General features: G+C 71.5%; 23 protein-coding genes. 14 read left to right on the forward strand and 9 right to left on the reverse strand.

Annotated elements, in window-relative coordinates; translation table 11 throughout:
• Positions 1 to 103 precede the first annotated feature (103 nt).
• From ACWEPL_RS19070 to nirD, 4 genes are read left to right on the forward strand one after another with little or no spacing between them, the layout of a single operon-like run.
• The gene (locus ACWEPL_RS19070) at positions 104 to 1,846 is read left to right on the forward strand and encodes a molybdopterin oxidoreductase family protein (protein WP_452436946.1); all 1,743 of its coding nucleotides are present in this window, start codon (positions 104 to 106) and stop codon (positions 1,844 to 1,846) included.
• Complete coding sequence (locus ACWEPL_RS19075; protein WP_363966148.1) at positions 1,843 to 3,237, forward strand: FAD-dependent oxidoreductase; 1,395 nt, start codon at positions 1,843 to 1,845, stop codon at positions 3,235 to 3,237. Before ACWEPL_RS19070 ends, ACWEPL_RS19075 begins: the two co-directional genes overlap by 4 nt.
• Positions 3,234 to 5,660: a nitrite reductase large subunit NirB gene (nirB, locus tag ACWEPL_RS19080; protein WP_452436947.1), complete on the forward strand. Its 2,427-nt coding sequence runs from the start codon at positions 3,234 to 3,236 to the stop codon at positions 5,658 to 5,660. Before ACWEPL_RS19075 ends, nirB begins: the two co-directional genes overlap by 4 nt.
• The gene (nirD, locus tag ACWEPL_RS19085; RefSeq protein WP_350723096.1) at positions 5,657 to 5,977 is read left to right on the forward strand and encodes a nitrite reductase small subunit NirD; all 321 of its coding nucleotides are present in this window, start codon (positions 5,657 to 5,659) and stop codon (positions 5,975 to 5,977) included. The genes nirB and nirD overlap by 4 nt, the downstream gene beginning before the upstream one ends.
• Here nirD and ACWEPL_RS19090 read toward each other — a convergent pair.
• Together ACWEPL_RS19090 and ACWEPL_RS19095 are read right to left on the reverse strand one after the other, a co-directional pair.
• Positions 5,932 to 6,609, reverse strand: coding sequence for a response regulator (locus ACWEPL_RS19090; RefSeq protein ID WP_452436948.1), 678 nt, complete (start codon positions 6,607 to 6,609; stop codon positions 5,932 to 5,934). The two genes, nirD and ACWEPL_RS19090, sit on opposite strands and share 46 nt — an antisense overlap.
• Positions 6,606 to 7,772, reverse strand: a complete 1,167-nt coding sequence (locus tag ACWEPL_RS19095) for a sensor histidine kinase (RefSeq protein ID WP_452436949.1) — start codon at positions 7,770 to 7,772, stop codon at positions 6,606 to 6,608. The genes ACWEPL_RS19090 and ACWEPL_RS19095 overlap by 4 nt, the downstream gene beginning before the upstream one ends.
• A 460-nt stretch (positions 7,773 to 8,232) precedes the next feature.
• Between ACWEPL_RS19095 and ACWEPL_RS19100 the strand changes: the two genes are divergently transcribed.
• The gene (locus ACWEPL_RS19100; protein ID WP_452436950.1) at positions 8,233 to 8,751 is read left to right on the forward strand and encodes a YybH family protein; all 519 of its coding nucleotides are present in this window, start codon (positions 8,233 to 8,235) and stop codon (positions 8,749 to 8,751) included.
• Positions 8,752 to 8,865: 114 nt separating this feature from the next.
• Here ACWEPL_RS19100 and ACWEPL_RS19105 read toward each other — a convergent pair whose 3' ends face one another.
• The gene (locus tag ACWEPL_RS19105; RefSeq protein ID WP_452436951.1) at positions 8,866 to 9,114 is read right to left on the reverse strand and encodes a hypothetical protein; all 249 of its coding nucleotides are present in this window, start codon (positions 9,112 to 9,114) and stop codon (positions 8,866 to 8,868) included.
• 128 nt (positions 9,115 to 9,242) lie between these two features.
• Here ACWEPL_RS19105 and ACWEPL_RS19110 point away from each other — a divergent pair, with 128 nt between their 5' ends.
• The gene (locus ACWEPL_RS19110; protein ID WP_452436952.1) at positions 9,243 to 10,163 is read left to right on the forward strand and encodes a hypothetical protein; all 921 of its coding nucleotides are present in this window, start codon (positions 9,243 to 9,245) and stop codon (positions 10,161 to 10,163) included.
• Positions 10,164 to 10,247: 84 nt separating this feature from the next.
• Here ACWEPL_RS19110 and ACWEPL_RS19115 read toward each other — a convergent pair whose 3' ends face one another.
• Entirely contained in the window at positions 10,248 to 10,907 is a 660-nt protein-coding gene (locus ACWEPL_RS19115) for a FadR/GntR family transcriptional regulator (protein ID WP_357730370.1), read from the reverse strand.
• 92 nt (positions 10,908 to 10,999) lie between these two features.
• On the reverse strand, positions 11,000 to 11,404 hold the full coding sequence (locus tag ACWEPL_RS19120) for a YbaB/EbfC family nucleoid-associated protein (RefSeq protein ID WP_350723083.1): 405 nt from the start codon (positions 11,402 to 11,404) through the stop codon (positions 11,000 to 11,002).
• Positions 11,405 to 11,570: 166 nt separating this feature from the next.
• Here ACWEPL_RS19120 and ACWEPL_RS19125 point away from each other — a divergent pair, with 166 nt between their 5' ends.
• A complete protein-coding gene (locus ACWEPL_RS19125; RefSeq protein WP_452436953.1) occupies positions 11,571 to 11,879 on the forward strand; it encodes a hypothetical protein in 309 nt (102 codons plus the stop codon).
• Positions 11,879 to 12,634, forward strand: a complete 756-nt coding sequence (locus ACWEPL_RS19130; RefSeq protein WP_452436954.1) for a WXG100 family type VII secretion target — start codon at positions 11,879 to 11,881, stop codon at positions 12,632 to 12,634. Before ACWEPL_RS19125 ends, ACWEPL_RS19130 begins: the two co-directional genes overlap by 1 nt.
• Positions 12,635 to 12,651: 17 nt before the next feature.
• On the opposite strand, the gene ppgK is transcribed toward ACWEPL_RS19130, so the two are convergent.
• Positions 12,652 to 13,374 carry a polyphosphate--glucose phosphotransferase gene (gene ppgK, locus ACWEPL_RS19135; protein ID WP_449891716.1) on the reverse strand — a complete coding sequence of 241 codons (723 nt, stop codon included), beginning with the start codon at positions 13,372 to 13,374 and terminating at the stop codon, positions 12,652 to 12,654.
• Positions 13,375 to 13,594: 220 nt separating this feature from the next.
• On the opposite strand from ppgK, the gene ACWEPL_RS19140 reads away from it, so the two are divergent.
• On the forward strand, positions 13,595 to 14,650 hold the full coding sequence (locus ACWEPL_RS19140) for a TIGR03118 family protein (protein ID WP_350723076.1): 1,056 nt from the start codon (positions 13,595 to 13,597) through the stop codon (positions 14,648 to 14,650).
• Positions 14,651 to 14,930: 280 nt separating this feature from the next.
• On the forward strand, positions 14,931 to 15,614 hold the full coding sequence (locus tag ACWEPL_RS19145; protein WP_452436955.1) for a TenA family protein: 684 nt from the start codon (positions 14,931 to 14,933) through the stop codon (positions 15,612 to 15,614).
• Here ACWEPL_RS19145 and ACWEPL_RS19150 read toward each other — a convergent pair.
• Positions 15,575 to 16,153: an HAD family hydrolase gene (locus ACWEPL_RS19150; RefSeq protein ID WP_452436956.1), complete on the reverse strand. Its 579-nt coding sequence runs from the start codon at positions 16,151 to 16,153 to the stop codon at positions 15,575 to 15,577. The genes ACWEPL_RS19145 and ACWEPL_RS19150 overlap by 40 nt on opposite strands.
• A 108-nt stretch (positions 16,154 to 16,261) precedes the next feature.
• Here ACWEPL_RS19150 and ACWEPL_RS19155 point away from each other — a divergent pair, with 108 nt between their 5' ends.
• Positions 16,262 to 17,068, forward strand: coding sequence for a DUF4253 domain-containing protein (locus tag ACWEPL_RS19155; protein ID WP_363966121.1), 807 nt, complete (start codon positions 16,262 to 16,264; stop codon positions 17,066 to 17,068).
• Positions 17,069 to 17,114: 46 nt separating this feature from the next.
• Here the strand turns inward: ACWEPL_RS19155 and ACWEPL_RS19160 are convergent, their stop codons facing one another.
• Together ACWEPL_RS19160 and ACWEPL_RS19165 are read right to left on the reverse strand one after the other, a co-directional pair.
• Positions 17,115 to 17,948: an SAM-dependent methyltransferase gene (locus ACWEPL_RS19160; RefSeq protein WP_350723069.1), complete on the reverse strand. Its 834-nt coding sequence runs from the start codon at positions 17,946 to 17,948 to the stop codon at positions 17,115 to 17,117.
• Between the two features lie 184 nt (positions 17,949 to 18,132).
• Entirely contained in the window at positions 18,133 to 19,395 is a 1,263-nt protein-coding gene (locus tag ACWEPL_RS19165; RefSeq protein ID WP_350723067.1) for a helix-turn-helix domain-containing protein, read from the reverse strand.
• Positions 19,396 to 19,597: 202 nt separating this feature from the next.
• Here ACWEPL_RS19165 and ACWEPL_RS19170 point away from each other — a divergent pair, with 202 nt between their 5' ends.
• Genes ACWEPL_RS19170 through ACWEPL_RS19180 form a run of 3 tightly spaced genes read left to right on the forward strand, consistent with a single transcriptional unit; the run spans position 19,598 to position 21,801 of the window.
• Positions 19,598 to 20,344: a hypothetical protein gene (locus tag ACWEPL_RS19170; protein WP_363966118.1), complete on the forward strand. Its 747-nt coding sequence runs from the start codon at positions 19,598 to 19,600 to the stop codon at positions 20,342 to 20,344.
• On the forward strand, positions 20,341 to 21,576 hold the full coding sequence (locus ACWEPL_RS19175) for a hypothetical protein (RefSeq protein WP_452436957.1): 1,236 nt from the start codon (positions 20,341 to 20,343) through the stop codon (positions 21,574 to 21,576). Before ACWEPL_RS19170 ends, ACWEPL_RS19175 begins: the two co-directional genes overlap by 4 nt.
• Before the next feature lie 12 nt (positions 21,577 to 21,588).
• The gene (locus tag ACWEPL_RS19180; RefSeq protein ID WP_452436958.1) at positions 21,589 to 21,801 is read left to right on the forward strand and encodes a hypothetical protein; all 213 of its coding nucleotides are present in this window, start codon (positions 21,589 to 21,591) and stop codon (positions 21,799 to 21,801) included.
• Positions 21,802 to 21,885 lie beyond the last annotated feature (84 nt).

Consider the following 21,885-nt stretch of genomic DNA (forward strand, 5'->3'; position numbering starts at 1 on the left):
GGGGGTCGCGGCGGGGGGGGGGGGGTGGGGGGTCCGGCCCACGCACCCGGTGGGGGGGGGGGTCCCGGGCCCGCCCGCCCACCCGGCCCCGGCGGGGGGGGGTGTGGGCGCCGGCGGCGGGCTCACCAACGAGAAGGCCTACACGCTCGGCAAGTTCGCCAGGGTCGCGCTGGGCACCAGCCAGATCGACTACAACGGCCGCTTCTGCATGTCGTCGGCCGCCGCCGCCTCGATCAAGGCGTTCGGCATGGACCGCGGCATGCCGTTCCCCATCACCGACCTGGCCGAGGCCGACGTCGTGCTGCTGGCCGGCGCGAACGTCGCCGAGACCATGCCCCCGTTCGTGCGCCACCTGTCGGGCCCCCGGGTGATCGTCATCGACCCGCGGCGCTCCCAGACGGCCAGGCAGGCCTGGCTGCACCTGCAGCCCACGCCCGGCACCGACCTGGCCCTGGCGCTCGGGATGCTGCACCTGGCCATCGCCGACGAGCTCGTGGACGAGGCGTACGTGGCGGCCAGGACCACCGGGTTCGAGGAGGTCCGCACCTCGCTGGCCGCCTGGTGGCCGGAGCGGGTCGAGCGGATCACCGGGGTGCCGGTCTACCGGATGCGGCAGGCGGTCCGGGCGCTGGCCGCGGCAGGCAACGCGTACATCCTGACCGGGCGCGGCGCCGAGCAGCACGCCAAGGGCACCGACACGGTCAGCGCGTTCATCAACCTGGCGCTGGCGCTGGGCCTGCCCGGCCGGCACGGCTCCGGGTACGGGTGCGTGACCGGGCAGGGCAACGGCCAGGGCGGCAGGGAGCACGGGCAGAAGGCCGACCAGCTCCCCGGCTACCGCAAGATCGACGACCCGGCGGCCCGCGAGCACGTCGCGGGCGTGTGGGGCGTCCCGGCGGACAGCCTCCCGGGGCCGGGGCGGTCGGCGTACGAGCTGCTCGACGCTCTCGGCACCCCCGGCGGGCCGCGGGCGCTGCTGCTGTTCGGCTCCAACCCCGTGATCTCCGCGCCCGCCTCCGAACACGTGGCCGAGCGCATCGCCTCCCTCGACCTGCTGGTGACCTGCGACTTCGTCATGTCCGAGACCGCGGCGCTGGCCGACGTGGTCTTCCCGGTCACGCAGTGGGCCGAGGAGACCGGCACCATGACCAACCTCGAAGGCCGCGTCCTGCTCCGCAACCGGGCCGTGGCCCCGCCCGAGGGCGTCAGGAGCGACCTCGACGTGCTCGCCGGGCTCGCCGAGCGGCTCGGGCACCGCCTGGAGACCGAGCCGGTCAAGATCTTCGACGAGCTGCGCCGGGCGAGCAAGGGCGGGGCGGCCGACTACTCGGGCATCACCTACGAGCGCATCACCGAAGAGAAGGGCGTCTTCTGGCCCTGCCCCGAGCCGGAGCACCCCGGCACGCCGCGCCCGTTCCTCGACTCCTTCGCGCACCCGGACGGCCGCGCCAGGTTCGTGCCCGTCCAGCACCGGCCGGCGGCCGAGGAGACCGACGCGGACTACCCGATCTACCTGAGCACCGGACGGGTGCTCGCCCACTACCAGAGCGGCGCCCAGACCCGCAGGATCGCGCCGCTCGTCCAGGCGGCTCCCGAGCCGTTCGTCGAGCTGCACCCGGACCTCGCCGAGCAGCTCGACATCTCGCCCGGGGACGTCGTACGGGTCAGCAGCAGGAGAGGCGAGGGGAAGGCCGTGGCCAGGATCAGCGACGCCATCAGGCGCGACACCGTTTTCATGCCCTTCCACTGGGAGGGCGCCAACCGGCTCACCAACCCGGCGCTGGACCCGACCTCGAGGATGCCGGAGTTCAAGGTCTGCGCGGTCAGGGTGGAGAGGGACTCATGAGGCTCGTCGTCGTCGGCAACGGGATGGCCGGGTCGCGGCTGGTCAGCGAGGTACGGACCAGGGACCCGCACATCAGGATCACGATCTTCGGCGCGGAGTCGCGCCAGCCGTACAACAGGGTGCTGCTGTCCAACGTGCTGGCCGGCAGCTCGCGTCCCGAGCAGGTGAGGCTGCTCGAATCCTCCTGGTACGACGCCCACAACGTCGAGGCCGCCTTCGGCGACGCGGTCGCCCACATCGACAGGGAGACCAGGCACGTGGTGACCGAGGGCGGGCGGCGCGAGCCGTACGACCTGCTGGTCCTGGCCACGGGCAGTGAGGCGATCGTGCCGCCGATCCCGGGCGTGGAGCGGGCCATCCCGTTCCGCACGCTCGACGACTGCGAGCGCATCATGGAGGCCGCCGACCAGGCCCGCAGGGCCGTGGTCGTCGGCGGCGGCCTGCTCGGCATCGAGGCCGCCCGCGGGCTGGCCGGGCGCGGCCTGCCCGTGACGCTGCTGCACCTGGCCGGACATCTCATGGAGCGCCAGCTCGACGTCGAGGCGGGCGAGGTGCTCGGCGAGACGCTCGCCGGGCTCGGCGTCGAGATCCGCACCGGCGTCAGCGCCGAGTCGGTGCGGGAGGACGGCGTCCGGCTGGCGGGCGGCGAGCTGATCGAGGCCGACCTCGTCGTGCTGGCCTGCGGCGTCCGCCCCGTCACCGGGCCGGCCGCCGCGGCGGGGCTGGAGGTGCGGCGCGGCGTCGTCGTGGACGACGAGCTGCGCACCGACGACCCGTCGATCTTCGCCATCGGCGAGTGCGCCGAGCACGAGGGCACCGTGTACGGCCTGGTCGCCCCCGCCTGGGAGCAGGCCTCCGTGGCCGCCGACGTGATCACCGGCGGCAAGGCCCTCTACCGGGGCTCCCGGCTGGTCACCAGGCTCAAGGCCAGGAGCGTCGAGCTGGCCGCCATGGGCGAGACCCAGCTCACCGAGGAGCACGCCGAGGTGGTGCGCTTCAGCCACCGGGCCCGCGGCACCTACCGCAAGCTCGTCATCCGCGACGGGCGGCTGGTGGGCGCGATCCTGCTGGGCGAGAGCGACGCCGTGGGCACGCTCACCCAGCTCTTCGACCGAGGCGCGCCGGTGCCGGGGGACCGCGCCGGGCTGCTGTTCCCCGGGCTGTCGTCGGCGCCGGTGGCCGACAGCCCGACGCTGATGCCGGACGCGGCCAAGGTCTGTCAGTGCAACAACGTGACCAAGGGTCAGATCAGGGCGTGCTGGGAGGCCGGGGCCCGCGACGTGGCCGGAGTGGCGGCCGCGACCAGGGCGACGACCGGATGCGGAACCTGCCGCGACGCCGTGGAGGGCATCGTCGGCTGGCTGTGCGAGCAGGAAGGGATTTCAGTATGAGCAGGATCGTCGTCGTTGGGTACGGGCCGACGGCCCACCGGCTCGTCGAAACCCTGGTGGACAAGGGCTTCGAGGGCCGGATCACCGTGATCGGGGAGGAGCCGCGCCCGGCGTACGACCGGGTGGCACTGACCTCCTACCTCTCCGGCGTCACCGTGGAGGACCTCACCTACGAGGTGCCCGCGGGGGTCGTGACGAGGCTGAGCAGCCGGGTCACCGGGATCGACCGGGAGGCCCGCGAGGTCACCCTGGCCGACGGCGCCACCGAGCCCTATGACGTGCTCGTGCTGGCCACCGGGTCGGCGCCGTTCGTGCCGCCGGTGCCGGGCGCCGAGCACGCCTTCGTCTACCGCACCATCGACGACCTGGACGCGATCCGGGTGGCCGCCAAGGACGCGGTCGAGGGCGTCGTGGTCGGCGGCGGGCTGCTCGGCCTGGAGGCCGCCGACGCGCTGCGCGCGCTCGGGCTGAAGGCGCACATCGTCGAGATGAGCCCCTGGCTGATGCCGCGGCAGGTGGACGAGGGCGGCGGCGCGGTGCTGAAGTCCCACATCGAGGGCCTCGGGCTCGGCGTGCACGCCGGTGCGGGCGTCCAGGAGATCGTCACCGCGGACGGCCAGGTCACCGGGCTGCGCAAGCCGGACGGCACGGTGCTGGACGCGCAGGTCGTGGTCTTCTCGGCGGGCATCAGGCCGCGTGACGAGCTGGCCAGGTCGTCCGGGCTGGAGGTCGGCGAGCGGGGCGGCATCGTGGTCGACTCCTCGATGCTCACCTCCGACGCCTCGATCTACGCGGTCGGCGAGTGCGCGCTGGTCGGCGGCATGGTCTACGGCCTCGTCGGGCCGTGCAACACGATGGCCGAGGTGGCGGCCGACCGGATCATGGGCGGGTCCTCGGCCTTCGAGGGCGCCGACATGTCCACCAAGCTCAAGCTGCTGGGTGTCGAGGTGGCGCAGTTCGGGGCCATGTCGGGGGCGCTCGACGTCACCTACATGGACCCGGTGGGCGGTGTCTACAAGAAGCTGTTCATCAGCGACGACGCCAAGACGCTGCTCGGCGGCATCTGCGTGGGCGACGCCTCCCCGTACACGTCCCTGCGGCCCTTCGTCGGCAAGGCGCTGCCCGCCTCGCCGTCCGACCTGCTCTTCAGCGGGGCCGGGGCCAGCCTCGACCTGCCCGACGAGGCGCAGGTGTGCTCCTGCAACAACGTGTGCGCGGGCGACGTCCGCACGGCCATCGCCGACAAGGGCGTCACCGACGTGCCCGGCATCAAGGCCTGCACCCGCGCCGGCACGACCTGCGGCAGCTGCGTGCCGATGCTCAAGCAACTGCTGGAGAAGTCGGGCGTCGAGGTCAGCAAGGCGCTGTGCGAGCACTTCACGTACTCGCGGGCCGAGCTGTTCGACATCGTACGGGTCCGCAAGATCACCACGTTCTCCCAGCTCATCACCGAACACGGGCACGGCAGGGGCTGCGACATCTGCAAGCCGGCCGTGGCCTCGATCCTGGCCTCGCTCTACAACGGCCACGTGCTCGACGGCGAGCGGGTCACGCTGCAGGACACCAACGACCACTTCCTCGCCAACATGCAGAAGAACGGCACATACTCGGTCGTCCCGCGCATCCCCGGCGGCGAGATCACCCCCGACAAGCTCATCGTGATCGGCGAGGTGGCCCGTGACTTCGGCCTCTACACGAAGATCACCGGCGGTCAGCGCATCGACCTGTTCGGAGCCCGGGTCGAGCAGCTGCCGGAGATCTGGCGGCGGCTGGTGGACGCCGGGTTCGAGTCCGGCCACGCGTACGGCAAGGCGCTGCGCACGGTGAAGTCGTGCGTCGGCTCGACCTGGTGCCGCTACGGCGTGCAGGACTCGGTGGGCATGGCCATCGCGCTGGAGCTGCGCTACCGCGGCCTGCGCTCTCCGCACAAGCTCAAGTCGGCCGTCTCCGGCTGTGCCCGCGAGTGCGCCGAGGCCAGGTCCAAGGACTTCGGGATCATCGCCACCGAGCAGGGCTGGAACCTGTACGTCGGCGGCAACGGCGGCTTCAAGCCCCGCCACGCCGACCTGCTGGCCACGGACCTGAGCTCGGAGGAGCTCATCAGGACGATCGACCGGTTCCTCATGTTCTACATCCGCACGGCCGACCGGCTGCAGCGCACCTCCACCTGGCTGGAGTCGCTGGACGGCGGGCTCGACTATCTCCGCGAGGTGATCATGGAAGATTCGCTCGGCATCTGCGCCGACCTGGACGCGCAGATGGAGAACCACATCGCCACGTACGCCGACGAGTGGGCGGCCACGCTGGACGACCCCGAGAAGCTGAACAGGTTCGTCACCTTCGTCAACGCCCCCGGCGTGCCGGACCCGTCGATCGTCTTCGCCAGCGAGCGCGGCCAGATCAAGCCGGTGATGGCCCGATGAGCTGGACGCGGATCTGCGACTACGAGGCCATGGTGCCGGAACGCGGCGTCTGCGCCCTGGTGGGCGGCGAGCAGGTGGCCATCTTCCGCACCCACGACGGCACGCTGCACGCGCTGGGCAACCTCGACCCGTTCAGCGGCGCGTACGTGCTCTCGCGCGGCATCGTCGGCACCAGGAAGGGCGAGCCGACCGTGGCCTCGCCGCTGCACAAGCAGGTGTTCTCGCTGGTGTCGGGGCGCTGCCTGGACGAGGACGCGGTGTCCGTGCCGATCTACCGGGTACGGGTGGCGGACGGCGGCGTGGAGGTCGGCGCCTGATCGCCCGCCAGGACCAGGCCCAGGTCGTAGGCTCGCACGACGGCCTGGGTGCGGTCTCTCGCGCCCAGCTTGTCCAGGACGTTGCCGACGTGCGTCTTGACCGTCTCCCTGGTGACGTACAGGGCGGCGGCGATCTCGGTGTTGCTCAGCCCGCGGGCCAGGTGACGCAGGACGTCCAGCTCCCTGGGCGTGAGGTCGTGGGCGGCGGGGCGCGAGCGCGGGGCGGCGATGCGGCGCAACGCGTCGGGGAAGAGCACGCCGTCCCGCAGCCGGATCGCGGTGACCAGGTCGGCGGCGGGGGAGCGCTTGAGCACGTAGCCGGCCGCGCCCGCGCGTAGCGCGCTCCAGACGAGCTGGTCGTTCTCGAACGTCGTGACCACGACGACCCGGGTGCGCGGCGAGAGGCGGGCCAGCTCCCGGGTGGCGTGCAAGCCGTCCATGCTGCCGGCGGGGCCGGGCATGCGGATGTCCATGAGCACGACGTCGGCCGCGCGGCCCAGCTCGACGGCGGCGTGGCCGTCGGCCGCCTCCCCGATCACCTCGATGTCGTCGTACGGGGAGAGCATGGTCGCCCAGCCGGAGCGGATGAGCGGCTCGTCGTCGGCGAGCACCACCCGGATCCCCCTGCTCACGCGGGCAGTGTCGCCGTCACCCGCCATGTGCCGTCCACCTCCTCCCGCTCGAACACCCCTCCGGCCAGGCGCGCCCGCATCCGCATCCCCACCAGACCGCGCCCCTCCCCGGGCGGCGCGCTCCCGGCCACCTCGTTCTCCACGACCAGCACGACCTCCTTCCCACCCCTTCCAGCTCCGCCCGGACCTCCGCCACCGACTGCGGCCACGCCCCCCTTCACCCCCGAAGGACCCCGGCCCCTGACCGCGGTCACCTCGGGGTCGGCGTGCTGCCGGACGGCCAGGTCCACCCGGACCCGCCCCCGCCCGTGCCTGAGCGCGTTCGTGACCGCCTCCCTGGCGATCGCGTACGCCGCCCGCGACGCCGCCTCCGGCACCCGGTTCACCGGGTCGGCACGGCACTCCACGTCCAGCCCCTGAACGAGCGCGCCGAGGGCGGCGAGCGTGGGGGCCTGCGCCGTACTGCCCTCGTCGAGCACCCGAAGGAGCACGTCCAGCTCCTGCTGAGCGCCACGTGCGGTGCCCACCAGGTGGTCCAGCGACCGTTCGGCCACCGGCACCGTCTCCGGCCGCCCCAGGGCCGCCTGGGCCGCCATGGCCTGCACCAGGACGACGCTGAGCGCGTGTCCCACCGAGTCGTGCAGCTCCAGCGCCAGGCTCTGGCGGCGGCCGAGCTCCTCGATCACCAGCGACGGGTCGGAGCGCAGCAGCCTGCGCGCCACCCGCTGCTGCCCGGCCCCCGCCAGCACCATCACCGCCAGCACGGCCACGGCCATGACGGACACCTGCGCCAGATCATCCTGAGCGGCCTGCCGGCGGGTGAACGCGGGCGCCAGCGCCAGCACCCCGGCACTCAGCGTCGCCCCCACGAACAGGTGCAGCGCCGTCAGCACCCGCAGATAGACCGGGTCCGCGCGATCCGGCACGGCCACCCCGAGCAGCTCTGACAGCGCGATGACCTCAAGTCGCGGCACCAGGGGCAGGCACGCCACGAGCGCCGACGCGGGCAGGCACGCCGCCCACAGCAGCAACACCCGCGCCAGGGACACCTCCGTCACGAGCGCCACCGCCAGGACCGCCGCCACCGGCGTCAGCAACGCCGCGCCCAGTAGCTGGTAGAGCACCGCCTTCCAGGGCTTCCAAGGTTTCCAGGGAACCGCCACGGCTCCAGAAGCTAGCCGACCGGCCCGGGGACCGCCTCCCTCGTACGGGGGAAGTGGCTCGTCTTCCGCCTGCTCAGAGCGGGGTCATGCCGTTCTGGCATATCGGCTGCGCCGATGCCAGGCCGAGGGCTATGCTCCAGTCTCCACCGGGGGGTAGACGTGCGGGCTTCGATGGGTCAGTGGCAACACGCAACGCCGTCCTGAATCGATGCTGTCGCAACGTTCGGCGTCCTCGCGCTGGGGGAGGGGTTCGGGGTTCGCCTGGATTCGCGGCACTGGACGGACGCTATCGGCGGCGCCCTGTGCGCTGGTCTCGGGGCGGCAACGATCGCAACTCTGACCGGTCTCAGCCAGATCCAGTGAACCGTTACCGTGAGTAACACCCCAACGAGCTAAAGGCGTCGTGCGGAGTGGCCAAACGCCGCATTCGCGCATGGCGGGCGCGGGCATCAAAGCGGCCATGAGCAAGGTTTTTCAGCGCCGGGCACTTCTACCGGCGGCGATCGTCCCCGTCCTCCTGGTCGCCGGTTGCGACGTGGGCGGTGACCGTACGCAAGCGATGAAAGCGGCCGTGACCCCGACCGGTCCCTACACCAGGAGCCCGTCCCCGACCGCGACGGCGACGGCGGCCGGGCAGCCGCGCGGTGCCGTCGAGTCCTATTTCAACGCGCTCAAGGCGGGGAACGTGGACCAGATCGTCAGCCTGTTCGCGGGCAACGCGGTGGTCGAGATAGACGGCGAGGCCACGGCCGAGGGCACCAAGGCGATCCGCAGCCTCTACCAGCAGCAGTTGCAGGGCGCGACCGACGTGGTGTCGGCCATGCACACCATCGTGGACGTGCGTACGGTCGGCGCCGAGAACGCCGTCGTCCGCTCGGGGAGCAAGCAGGGGGACGCGCGCTTCCGCGAGCTGTTCCTGCTCGGCAAGGAGGGCGGGAAGTGGAAGATCTCGGAGTTCATGAACAACCAGTCGTCCTGACCGCCGGCGGCCCGAGAATGGGCCACACGTCCTTTGCGTGACGCCCGCCGGGAATAGCGGGAATTCCGGGACGGATTTACCGGGCCGGTTATGGGCGGTCAGCCACGGGGCGGGCTACGACTGCGCGGTGCCGCGCGGGATGCGCGGGGTGATGCGGCCCTGGTCGATCATCGCCAGGTAGACGGCGAAGGCGCCCCGCGCCCACGTTTCCGCCTGTCGCGCGGTCAACCTGATCTCCTCGCCCTCGTGCGAGACGATCATGTATCCGCCCCAGGGCGCGCTCCGTCGCCACGCCACCAATACGTTCTCGAAAACGAGGACGTCGAGCATTGCGGTCACATATGCGCGTCCGGTGGCGGACACGGCGCAAGCCTCCTCGCTCCCCGCCGAATTCTCGCCTTTCCTCCATTGTGCGCGCCGTAACGGGAAATGTCGCAGGCCCGTCAGAACCTGGGGCGCGCCTCCGGTGTATCTGTACCGGAGGTGGTCCCATGAAGAGGATTCTGGCCGTGCTGGCCGCCACGGTGGCCAGCACGGTGGCGCTGGCCCTGGGCGGCCTGCCCGCCGCCGCTGCCGGCGGGTGGGCGGTGACCTATCTGGATCCGGCGCCGTCCCGGTTCGAGGGCGGGACGTCGTACGCGCTGGGGTTCTGGGTGCTCCAGCACGGCTCCCATCCGTTCGAGGGGGATCTCGGAGCGGTCGGGCTGCGGTTCACCGGGGCGGACGGGAAGAGCCTGCTCTTCGGCGGCACGGCGCTGCCGGAGGCCGGGCATTACGCCACGTCGGTGGTGGTGCCTGAGGGGGTGTGGAAGGTGGAGGGCGTCCAGGGGCTGTTCCAGCCGTACGTGGTGGGGACGCTGACCGTTCCCGGTGGGCTGAAGGTCGATCCGGTGCCCGCCGAGATGGTGGCGCCGATGTCGGCGGGGAAGTCGTTCTGGGGGGCCGTGCGGCCGCCCGGGTTCCCGGACGGGAGTCCGGCGGTGATTACCCGGTCGCCGAAGGGGCAGGCGAGCGCCGGTGCTACCGACGTGGGGCGGGAAGGCTCCGGTGACACGGGTGGCCGGCGGGGAAGCTCCGGTGGCGCCGGTGCGGGGCCGGAAAGCTCCGGTGGTGCGGGGCAGGGATCCGGCGGGGTGCCTGTCTACGCGCTGGTGATCGCCGCCGTCGGTGGTGCGCTGGTCGCGGTGGTGGCCCTGTGGCTGCTGCCGCAGTCCCGCCTGCCGGGCCCGCCGCCTCGGCCGCCCTCGCCGGACGGGGTGTCGCCGAGGTGGCCGGCCCGCGTGGCGCGGCTGATGCGCCGGTCGCGCCGGTCGGAAGCCGAGCCGGACCCGCCCACGGGTACGCCGGACCCATCGGACCCGCCCGGGCCGACGGGCTCGCCAGGGGAGACGATCGTCATCTCGGGTAAGTGATCGGCGGTCCTGGCGGGGAGAGCCCCGGGGTGTGCCTGCGGCGCCGCTTTCCCGAGCGGCACCGCGTCGCAGGCCCACCCCGGTTCAGAGGTCGCGTTCCTGCTGGTCGAGGATGGCGACGGAGACGGCGACCGCGCGGGCCGCGTCGCCGTCCTCGATCGCGCCCAGCAGGTCGTCGTGGGAGCTGTCCGGCGTCAGGGCCGCCTGCTCCTGGTCCCTGACGCTGTCGCGCAGGGCGTCGCTCATGCTGCGGTAGAGGTCGCCGAGCAGGGCGTTGTGCGCGGCGTCCGCGACCAGCAGGTGGAAGTCCACGTCCGCGTCCGCGAAGCCGTCGAGGTCGCCGGCGCGGGCGGCCGCGTCCCGGCGGGCCAGCGTCCGGCGCATCGCGGTCAGGTCCTCCTCGGTGCGCCTGCCCGCCGCGAGCCGGGCGGCCACGAGGTCGAGGCCGCGGCGCACGTCGATGATGTCCATGGCGGCCGCCGTGTCGAGCCGCCGGCGCAGGGCGACCTTGGACTCGTCGGTGGCGGTCACGTACGTGCCGTCGCCCTGGCGGGTGTGCAGGAGCCCGGCGTGGGCCAGGACCCGCACCGCCTCGCGCACGGACAGCCTGCTCATGCCGAGGCTCTGCGCGAGCTGGCTCTCGGACGGGATCTTGGTGCCGACCGGCCACACACCACGCGCGATCTCTCGGCGGAGCTCGTCGATCGCGGCGTCCACGAGCGAGGTCCGAGCGACGTTTCGCATGCACCCTCTCCTCATCGGCTGGAGAACACCCACCCTAAGAGCTATCGCCGAAGGCGGGGTAGTCCGGCCGGTGATCGGGGGCGCGCCGCCGGTCAGCGCCGGGGCAGGGCGGAGAGGAAGGCGGACTGGACGGCCTCGAAGCGGCGGCCGACGTCCCCGAGGTCGAACGGCAGGCGCTCGCCGCCCTGGGCCTCGGCGAGGCGCTCCTCCAGCTGGCCCCGGGCCGACAGCTGGGCCGCGCGCAGCGCCGTCACGATCGCCTCGGCCAGCTCGTCGCTGCCCATCGTGCGCAGCACCCGCGCGTCCAGGCGGATGTCCCGGACGAGGCCGTCGGCCTCCACGGTGGCCTGGATCCGGCCCCCGGCCGCGGTGCCCTCCCCGGTGACCTCGCCGAGCCCGTCCATGGCCGTGGCGAGCTTCGACATGGCCTCGTCCGCGCGCCGCCCGATCCTGTCCAGCTCCTCGGGCGTGACGGCGGCCGGGTCGAAGTCGAACATGCCGTGACCTTCCTGTTCGTCGGCGCGACCAATGGAGTTGATCAAGATTTCCTGAACCCGTTGACAGCGGCTGGTTGCGCCCCGTCGAACATCCGGTGAACCGAGATGATCAACGCCTCCATGGCGACAAAGATGACCTTCGACGCAGAACACCTGAAGGAGCGACATGTCCACCCCGCAGGAGACAAGGGTCATCACGTCCAGTGTCATCGCCGCCATGAGCGAGCGCTACGACGACGTCTGGGCCGGCCTCATGAAGACCGGAGATCGCGTCTACGACACCGACCTCGGCGACGGCACGCTGGGGACGATCTTGGCGAGAATCCTCGGCCCGGCCTACGAGACGGCGCAGCGAGGCTGCACGGAGGCCCTGCGGGGCGGCGCCATCGCCTCCCGCGGCATCACCGACAGCCTGGCCACCTGCGCGGGAAACTGGCGCAGGGCCGAGCAGGCCAGCATCGTGGAGTACGTGTGATGGCGCCCGCGCCGTGGCCGATCATCCGGACGCTCAAGGGGCTCCAGCTGTACGCGGGCGTCCCGCTGGTGTCGCTGGCCCTCCTGGAGTCCCTCCAGATGGACGTCGACCGGGTCTCGGAGGTCGCCAAGGTCTGGAAGCAGATGGCCAGGGACCTCGACAACCCCGTGGAGGTGCTGGACGGCATTCCCGCCGAGTCCCGCCGCGGCTGGATCGCCGACGACCAGCGGGAGTTCTCCCGGGTGACCGGCAAGATGCACGCGGGCACCGAGGTCCTGCGGGACTCCCTCGACCAGATCGGCGACATCCTCGACGGCGTGGCCAACGCCTTCCGGCTCTTCAAGGGGGCGATGGCGACCTTCTCCACGATGGTCGCCGCCTCCAGCGTGTACGGGCTGTCGATGATGGTGCTGTCACCCGTGGGGGCCGTCCAGGGCCGCCTGTACCTGAGATGGCTGCTCAACGCCGCGGACAAGGTGCTGACCGTGATGATCGGCGCGCTCATCACGTACTGCATGGGCCAGGCGGCCATCGTCGCCTACCTGATCACGCAGGGGCAGGCGCTGGCCGACATGGCCGAGCCGTACGAGCAGGACGGCTGGCCAGGGGCGAGGCTGCGCGAGGTCGACTTCGCCACCGTGAAGATCGACAAGTCGGCGTTCCCCACCTTCCAGTACCCCGAGGGGAAACAGGCCCTGCCGGACGACACGAAGGACTTCAAGTGGGTGGCCCCGAGCCGGCCCGGTACGAAGTGAGCCCGGCCCGGAGCGGCTCATGAGCGACGGGAGGCGGCCAGGGCGGCGCCGATGATGCCGGCCTCGTTCTGGAGCGTGGCGGGGACCACGGGCGTGTCGATGTGGACGTGCGGCAGGAACTTGTCGGCCTTCCTGCTCGCACCTCCGCCGATGACGATCAGCGTCGGCGACAGCAGCATCTCCACGTGCCGGAGGTACTCCTCCACCCGCTCGGCCCACTTCTCCCAGCTCAGCTCGTGCTCCTCCCGCGCCCGCGCCGACGCCCGGTGCTCGGCCTCCTTGCCCCGCAGCTCCAGGTGCCCGAGCTCGGTGTTGGGCACGAGGGTCCCGTCGGTGAACAGCGCGCTGCCGATCCCCGTGCCGAACGTCAGCACGAGCACGGTCCCGCGCTCCCCGCGCCCGCGCCCGTAGGTCACCTCCGCCACGCCGGCCGCGTCGGCGTCGTTCAGCACGGTCGCCCCGCCGAACAACCCGGCCGCGTCCACGCCGATCCACGAGTGGTCCACATTGGCGGCCGTCAGCACGACCCCGTCCTTGACCACGCCGGGGAACGTCACCCCGATGGGACCGCTCCAGCCGAAATGCTTGACGATCTCCGCCACCGCTTCCGCCACCTCATCGGGCTTGGACGGCTGGGGCGTGGGAATGCGCAAGCGCTCCTTCACCAGCTCGCCGGCCTCGATGTCGACAGGAGCGCCCTTGATTCCCGAACCACCGATGTCAATGCCCAACACGTTCATGTCAATCCCTCTCCCCTTCAGGACACGAAAAAACTCCTGTCCCGATATTTCCGGAACCGGCTGAACCGGCCCACAGCCCTCCACGTATCTCGCGTCACAAGCGCTAACTAGGAGGCAACGGATGCGGCCACGCATCATCACACTCTGCGCTGTTGCGGTTGTGTGGGGAGCAACTCTCACCACTCCCGCGCACGCCACCACAACCAGGAACCGATTCGACGTGATCAACCTTGTGTCGGACGTTCAGGGCAAAGCCCCGGTCACCGACGCCAAGGTCGTCAACCCGTGGGGCCTGGCCATGGGCAAGACCCTGTGGGTCTCGAACACCGGCACCGGCACCGCCACCGTCTACTCCGGCACGGGCAAGAAGGAGCAGACCGAGGTGTGGATCCCCGGCGGAGCACCCACCGGCCAGGTGTTCAACCCGGGCGAGGGCTTCACCGTCAAGGGCAAGCCCGCCACGTTCATCTTCTCCAGCCCGAGCGGAGCCATCACGGGCTGGAACAAGGACGTGGACCCGAAGAACGCGATCATCGGGGCCTTCACCCGTGGCGCCGACTACAAGGGGCTGGAGCTCGTCGAGACCGACGACGGAGACTTCCTGCTGGCCGCCGACTTCGCGAGCGGGCGCATCCACGCCTTCGACGAGGACTTCCGGCGCATCAGCCTGAAGAGCTGGCAGTTCCGCGACCCGGGCGTCCCCAGGACGTACAAGGCCTACAACGTGGCGATCGCCAACGGCAGCATCTGGGTGTCCTGGGCCCTGCGTGACCCGTCCACCGGCAAGCCCGAATTCGGCGAGGGCAAGGGCTTCGTGAGCCGCTTCAACGCCGGCGGGCGCCTCACCGGCCGCATCTCCAGGGTCGGGCTCAACGCCCCCTGGGGGATCACCGCCGCGCCGAAGGGCTGGGGACAGTACAGGGGCGCGCTGCTCATCGGCAACTTCGGCGACGGCACCGTGCACGCGTACAAGAACAGCCGCCACCTGGGCGCGCTGGCCACGGCCGACGGCAACCCGATCGTGCTGCCCGGCCTGTGGGACCTGGAGCCCGGCACCGCCACCAACGGCGGCGAGAACTCCATGTGGTTCTCCGCGGGCATCGACGGCACCAAGCACGGCCTGATCGGCATCATCGCCCCGCAGGGCACCAAGCCGACGTCCACCGCGACGCCCACGTCCTCGCCGTCGAGCTCCCCGACGAACCACCCGTCGGGCCACCAGACGAGCGCCCCCAGTAGCCAGTCGTCCTCCCAGAATCCGTACGGCGGGTACTGAGCGGCGCTCTCTCGCCGTCGCCCCCGGCCTGGCGAGAAGCGCAGCTCGCCGAGCAAGGCCGGGGGCGGCGGTCACGCGGACGTTTCCGGCGCGGTTGGCGCGAGCCGCGCCGGAAACAACCCCCTTGTTGGTGCTTCCGCCGCACCCTTACTCCTCGCCGCAGTCCGGCTGAGGTCCCTGGGATGTCTTTGAGGGAATAGGGGAAGGGCTGGCTCCTCCCGGAGGACCTGGTGTCCTCCGGGAGGAAGGGGTTGACGCTCGATTTGGGTACGGTCGGATCGTGAGCGAGCGATCCTTCAGTGAATGGCTCAGGGAGCAGTGCGAGCCCGAGTGGACGGCGGTGGTGACGCACCCGTTCGCGATGGCGATCACGACGGGCTCGGCGCCCGATGACGGCATGCGGCGCTACCTGGAGCAGGACTTCCAGTTCGTGGACTCGTTCACGGCCCTGCTCGGGGCGGCCGTGGCGAGCGCGGACACGTTCGAGGCGCGGGTGCCCTACGGGAAGTTCCTCGGCCAGGTGGCGACCACCGAGGAGAAGACGTACTTCCACCGGGCGCTGGCCGCGCTGAACGGGCGGACCGACGCGCCGACCGAGCCGGTGACGGCCGCGTTCAGGCAGCTCATGGACGAGGCGCGGACGTCACAGGACTACCTGCTGATCGTCGCCGTGCTCTGCGTGGCCGAATGGTGCTACCTGGGCTGGGCGTCGCGGGCCGAGCGGCCGCTGCCGGAGAGCTTCGTGCACCGCGAGTGGATCGAGCTGCACGAGGGCCCGGAGTTCCGGGCCTGGGTGGCCTTCCTGCGGGGCGAGCTCGACCGCCTCGGCGCGGACCTGGACGAGGAGCGCCGGACGGCGGTGCTGGACGTCTTCCGCCTGGCGGTCGAGCTGGAACGAGCCTTCTTCGACCAGGCCGCCGACCATCAGCCCAGTACGACCGCCAGATCCTGGAACGAGCGGTAGTGGACGCCGGTCATGCCGAGCGCCCTGGCCGCCTCCACGTTCTGCAGCCGGTCGTCCACGAACAGGCAGCGCTCCGGCGCGACCCCGGCCCGCTCCGCGGCGATCTCGTAGATCCGGGGGTCGGGCTTGGCCACGCCCACCCTGGCGCTGCTGACCACGTCGTCCGCGAAGTACGTGAGCCCCAGCAGGTCGAGGTGCTGCTCCAGCGAGTCCGTGGCGTTGGTCACGATCACCACGGGCACGTGCTGCTGCGCCTTGGCCAAGAGCGCCCTGACCTCCTCGTCCACCCAGAACCGCACCTGCCCGAACTCGGCCACGGCCTGGCGGGCCCGCTCGTCGCCGCCGAGCGCGACGGCGACCGACTCCAGCCACTCCGCCTCGGTGGCCTGGCCGAGCGTGGCGGGCATGATCAGCGCGGGGTCGAGGGCCGTCCGCATGAGCGGCAGGCCGTACCGGGCCTCGATGTCGGCCTGGGCGGCGTGGTCGAAGAGCCGGAGCACTCCATCAAGGTCAGACAGAACCGCGTCAAAGGGGATCACAGCCCCTCATTGTGACAGTCGTCAGCATTTCCCGCGTCGTCAAAGGTCCAAGGGCGACCGGCCGGACTACCATCTCCGAGACAGGATTCGGTATCGGAACGGTAGGGCATGAGCGCACGCGAGCTGGGGCGGCTGTTCGCCGACGGCGGCAGGGGGCACAGGCTGCCCGCGGGGCTGCCGCCGGGCGAGGTGGTCTGGCCCGATCCCGGCTACACCCGGCAGGGCCAGGCGCTCAGGCCGGCGTTCTGGATGAGCGAGGAGGCCGCGTCCGGCGAGGACTGGAGGCGCATGCGGGAGTGGCACCCGCACAGCGGCCTGTGGCCGGTGCTGCTGGACGAGTCGGCGCAGCCCTGGGGGGTCGGGCAGATCGTTCCGGACGACCCCCGCCAGATCGACCACTTCACCGCCGAGGGGTTCATGGCCGAGGTGTGGCAGGAGTGGGTGACCCAGATGCCGCAGGCCGCGCTGGAGGAGCTGGACCCGTTCGGGGCGATCTGTCCCGGCCCCGCCCCGCCCGGGATGCTCAAGGCCGCCCCCGAGGCGGTCGCCGACTGGCTCGCGGGCGAGCTGGCCGTCAAGGGGATGCCGCTCGGCCTGGTCGCCGCCCCCAGGGGCGCCGACGCGCTGGCCGTGATGGGCTGGCAGGGCGCGCTGCACCACAACGAGTGGATGGTCCCGCTGGCCGCCGTGGTGCGCAGCTGGGAGGACCGGTTCGGCGCGCGGGTGGTGAGCGTCGGGTTCAACACCCTGGACCTGAGCGTGGCCGCGCCGCCGGTCGATCCGGAGCACGCGTTGCACGTGGCCGCCGAGCACTGGACGTTCTGCCCGGACAACATCGTCCAGGGCCCCGGTGACCTGCAGGGCTATGCCGAGCAGATCATCGGCGAGCACGCCTGGTCGTTCTGGTGGGACTGAGTCCGGCCGCGCGCACGACAGGGTGGCTCGGCCGGACCGTCCGGTGTCAGGGGAGGTGGGCCACGGCCCCGTAACTCCCCGAAGAACTCGGCTGTTCGGCGCAGGCGGTGTCGAGGCCGTCCGGCCGCCATTCCGGGATCCACACCAACCCCGGATCGACCAGCACCAGACCTTCGAGCAACGCCGCGACCTCCTCTCTGTTGCGAATCGCGTGACCCGGCAGCGTCATCGCCAGCAGGTCGTGAATCGCTCCCAGCAGCTCCGGCGGGACCGCGTCGAACGTGGTCTGCAGCAGCGACAGGTAGCTGCCTTCGGGCACCACCTGCCGGATCCGCTTGATCACGTAGTGGAAGTACTCGTCGTCGTTCAGGCTGTGGGTCGACAGCAGCAGCACGGCCATGGGCCGGTCCCAGTCGAGGAACGTCTGCAGGACCCGGTCATCGAGGATGTCGTCGATCTCGCGCACGTCGCCCTCTACGACGCGTACGAGGTCGGTGACGGGCTCGATGGTCGCCCGGGCTCCGGCCAGCACCATCGGGTCGTTCTCCACGTAGACCACACGGGGGACCGCGCCGCACAGGGCGTCACGGGCCACGTCGTGCAACTGTCTGCCCGCCGGCAGGCCGCTGGGCACTCCACTCCCGACAATGACGAACTGGTCCACACCTTCGCCGGCCAGATGACGCACCACACGGCACAAATAGTGGAGCACGGCCCGTGCGGCCGTCGTCACGACGGGAGCGGCCTGGTCGTAGCGGCGCACTGCGTCTCTGTCCGCCACGAAGTTGTTCTTCCCACCCGTGGCCGCGTCGAGAACCCGGGTGATCCTGGCTTGGGTCATCTCCAGCTTCGCCAGGTTTCGGATGGCACGCTGACGCATTGAGTGTTGCCCCTTTCCCCTCGCCCACTTTCTCGGGAAAAGAATGATCCTTTCGGACCCCACTCGATGACCCAGAACTTATGATCCTCGCTGCGCGGCGGATGACAACCGGAAAAGCCATTAGTTTTCGGTATATCTGCCTAACCCTCTACCGTGAATAACGATCATCCATTAGGGAAGGAGATCACTTTCCGAGGGAACGCGAAAGCCGTTCGCGATGGAAATTCAACACCTCGAAAGTCTCTTCGCGGGTCGTCGTCGTCACCGACAGCTTGGTGAACGCCTGGTGGTACGCCTCCACCGCGGCGGTGTCGGTGATCAGCTCGTCGGACTCGATGCCGTGGGCGCACGCGATGTCCGCCTCGAACGCCTCGGCGAAGCGCCAGAGCGTGAACGGGCCGGTGCGCGGCACGTAGACGGGATCGTCCGTCGGCAGCACGTGGAGCGAGACGTTGGGCCGCTTGGCGTGCTCGATGAGCTGGTCGATCTGGCGGAGCTGGACGTGCGGCCCGACGATCGAGCGGGTCAGCACGCTCTCGTCGATGACCGCCCACACCACGATGCCGCTGTCGCGGGCCACGGCCTCCTGGCGGGCCAGCACGAGGGCGAGCGCCTCGTCGACCGTCTGCTGCCCGAGCGTCGCCGGCCCGGTCACGGTGACGGCCGCCCTGGCGTATTCCTCGGTCTGCAGCAGCGGCGGGACGAACTGGGGGTGGTAGGTGCGGATCACCGTGGCCCGCTGCTCCAGCGCGTACGTGGTGGCCAGCCAGACCGGCACCGACTGCGCGTCGTACCAGGCGGCCTCGCGCTCGCCCCTGGCCAGCGACAGCACGTATTCGCGGATGGGCGGGGCGGTGACGCCGTAGAGGGCGAGCAGGCGCTCGGCGGTGATGGGGGCGGGCGCGATCCGGCCCTCCTCGATGGCCGGGATCGCGGCGGCTCCCTTGCCGATCGCCGTCTCCACCTGCGCGACCGACAGGTCGGCGGCCAGGCGCAGGCCGTGCAGCCGCCTGCCGAGCGCCCGGCGCTGCGGCCCGCTCAGCGGCGCGGCCGCCTCGGGGATGTCGGGGGAGGAGGGGGGCTCGGGCTCGTCGGGCAGCCCTTCGGCCCTGCGGGCCAGCTCGACCACGCCGCGCAGCAGGGTCAGGGAGCTCTCGGACAGCTCTGAGGTGCCCAGGCCGATGGCGGCCGCGCGCAGCTGGAGGTCCTCGACCGCGCCGGACTCGAGGTAGTCGTCACCGACCAGCCAGCCGACGCTCACCTGGAGGCACGAGGCCAGCGCCCTGAGCACCTGGAGCGTCGGGTTGGTCTGCTTGCCGGTGCGCAGCTGGCTGACGTAGGCGCGGGTGATGGGGATGCCCGCCTCCGTCAGGGCGGAGGCGACCTGCGCGCCGGTGAAGCCGCGCTTGGTCAGCGCAAGATCGAGCCGTTCGGCGAAGTTCGCCACGGCACACCTCCATCCACCGCCCGTGAACTTTTCCAGCGTAAGGGACGCGAGCCGCACTGTCCCCTGCCATGCGGGGCAGCTCTGCCCCGCGAGTAGGTATCAACTTATGCGCAAACTGTCAGTTGACATAGCCTCGCTCGTAAGCAGACTATCGGAGGGCATGGTAACTGTGGCTTAACAGTCGGGGAGGAGGTGGCCGGACGTGACCATGGAATCCTCGCACCTCGAAGATCTGCCCTCCACGGGGCAGGAGCGAGTGGTGCAGCGGATCTGCGCGCGCGTGGCCGGGCCGGCAGTGGGAGCCGGCGTTCAGGTCGCGAGCCTGCCTCTCGGCGGCCTCCAGGTCTGGCTGGACAGCCCTCGTCACCGTTGGCGCTTCTACCACCGGATGGCCCGCGAGCTGCGGCTGGCCGGCTGGCACACGGAGACGGGACCTGATCGGCTGCTGTTGCTCGGGTGGAGTGCGGTCTGCCTGAGCCACCGCGCCAGGATGCTGAGTGCGGCCCTGGCGGGACGGCTGGCCGACTTCGACAAGACGGCCTTCATGGCCGTCATGATCGCCACCCGGCTGCGCCACGAGGGGTTCCCGGTGGAGGAGCTCCCGGCCGAGGTGGAGGCTCGCTGCCGCGACGCGCTGCGCTGGCCCGCCCGGCTGGAGGACCTCGACGGCCTGGAACGCCGGTCGTCGCTGGAGCCGCTGCGGCTCAGGCTCGCCCAGGTGGCGGGGCTCGAGGCCAAGGTCGGCTGCCGCTGCTGCGAACATCTCGCGCTCGCCTCGAAGGTCGCGCGCACGGTGGCCGGTGGTGCGGTGCCGGCCAGGTCGCGCGCACGTTCGTCGGCATCGTGCTCCGCCACGCCGGATTCCTCCCCGGGGGTTGGGCTGACCGAGCGCATGGTCTGCGTCAGCGTGCCCAACGTGGCAACCACCAGAGCGGGGACGGCGCGATGACGCCGACGCCCATCCCCGCGCACCGGGCCGCACCGGTCCCGGCAGCCGTGGCGTGGCCACGGCACCGGGTCAGGAGGCGGCCGGGTCACCACCTCGGCGTCGCCATGAGGTTCCCCGCCGCGTACGCGCTGCCGCCCGGCGCGCCGCCCACCGGCCAACGGCCCTGGGGCGTCGCGTTCTGGTGCGCGTGCGCAGGAGCGGGAATGCTGGCGCTGCTGTCAGACGGCGGGTGGCCGCCGGCCGATCACGGCCGACTTCCCCGCCTGGGACTGACGGTGGCGCTTGTGCCGCTGGCCCCGGCGCTTCCCCATCCCTCCGGCATCGCGCGGCACGTGCCCGACTTAGTCGGCGCGGTGCTGTCGACCAGCGCGTTAGCGGCTGGCGTGCTGGCCGACACGAGGGGGAGCGCCTGGGGCCGGCTTCATCGGCGTCCGCCGGGCCGTGCGGCCGCGGCCACGGAGCCGACCGCGAGGTCGTACGCGGGATCGTACGCGACCTCGTGGCGGCATCGTGCGCGCGCGGCCGACCCGCGGCTCCGGCGACGTAGCGGACTCCCGATGGCGGCGGGCGCGTTCTGCCCGTCCGGTGCGGCGTCGTTCGCCGTGCTCGCCATGGGGCCGCCTTTTGTGGAGAAGGCCGGGCTCCTGTCGGCCATGATCGCGGTGACTCCGGCGGCCATCCTGGCCGTCCGCCGCGTCGGGACCGGCGGAGCCGTCTACGGCGGAGGCTTTGCTCTGGGCGGAGGTTGCGCGCCGCTGCCGGCCCACTCGTCTTCCGACGGGTGGAGCCTGCTCGGCGCGGTGCTGATGGGCGCCGGATTCGGCGCGCTCGCGGTCGGTCTTCTGGCGGGGGCCACCGCGAGCGCCGAACCCGGTCAGCACGCCTCCGCGATCGGCACCATCGGCACGTGGGCGATGCTGGGTGGGGTGATCGGCGCGATGGGCGCCACAGTGCTGATCGGCCGGCCGTTCTCGGAGGGGCCCGCTTCCGGGCCCGCCTCCGTCCTGGTGGCCGTTCTCCCGGCCGCCGTCCTGCTCGCCGCCACGGCGCTGGTGCGGGTCGCCGGGGCGTCGAGCCATGAGACCGAACCTCGATCTCAACGCGCGGCGGAAGAGGGGCCGGCGATCTTCCGCCGGCTCCTCGCCGAGCCGCGCGGCCACGTCAACCACGTACGGAGCGAGGTTCTGGCCCGCTTCGCCACATACGACCGCAAGGTCGTCAACCCGCTATGAACAGGAGCGATCATGCTCACGGATGAACTGCGCCGGTCACAGCCGCACGAGGTCCACGCACGCGGAGCGCGCCACGCGCCGCAGCCGTCCTGGGGCGAGGACCAGGGCGACGCGCCGCCGGTGGAAGAACCGCCGCGCACCGTGCACAGGCTGCGCCGCATCCGTCCGGTGTCCGCGCGGGCGATCACCGAAATCGACCACGCGTTACGCCACCCGGTCATCTGACACCACACCCTTCCCGCACAGGAGGAGAACCCATATGCGCACCGTCCTCGCCCGGAGCCTTCAGTGAGCCGCGGGAGGGTGGGA

The sequence above is a fragment of the Nonomuraea sp. NPDC004186 genome, assembly GCF_053603495.1.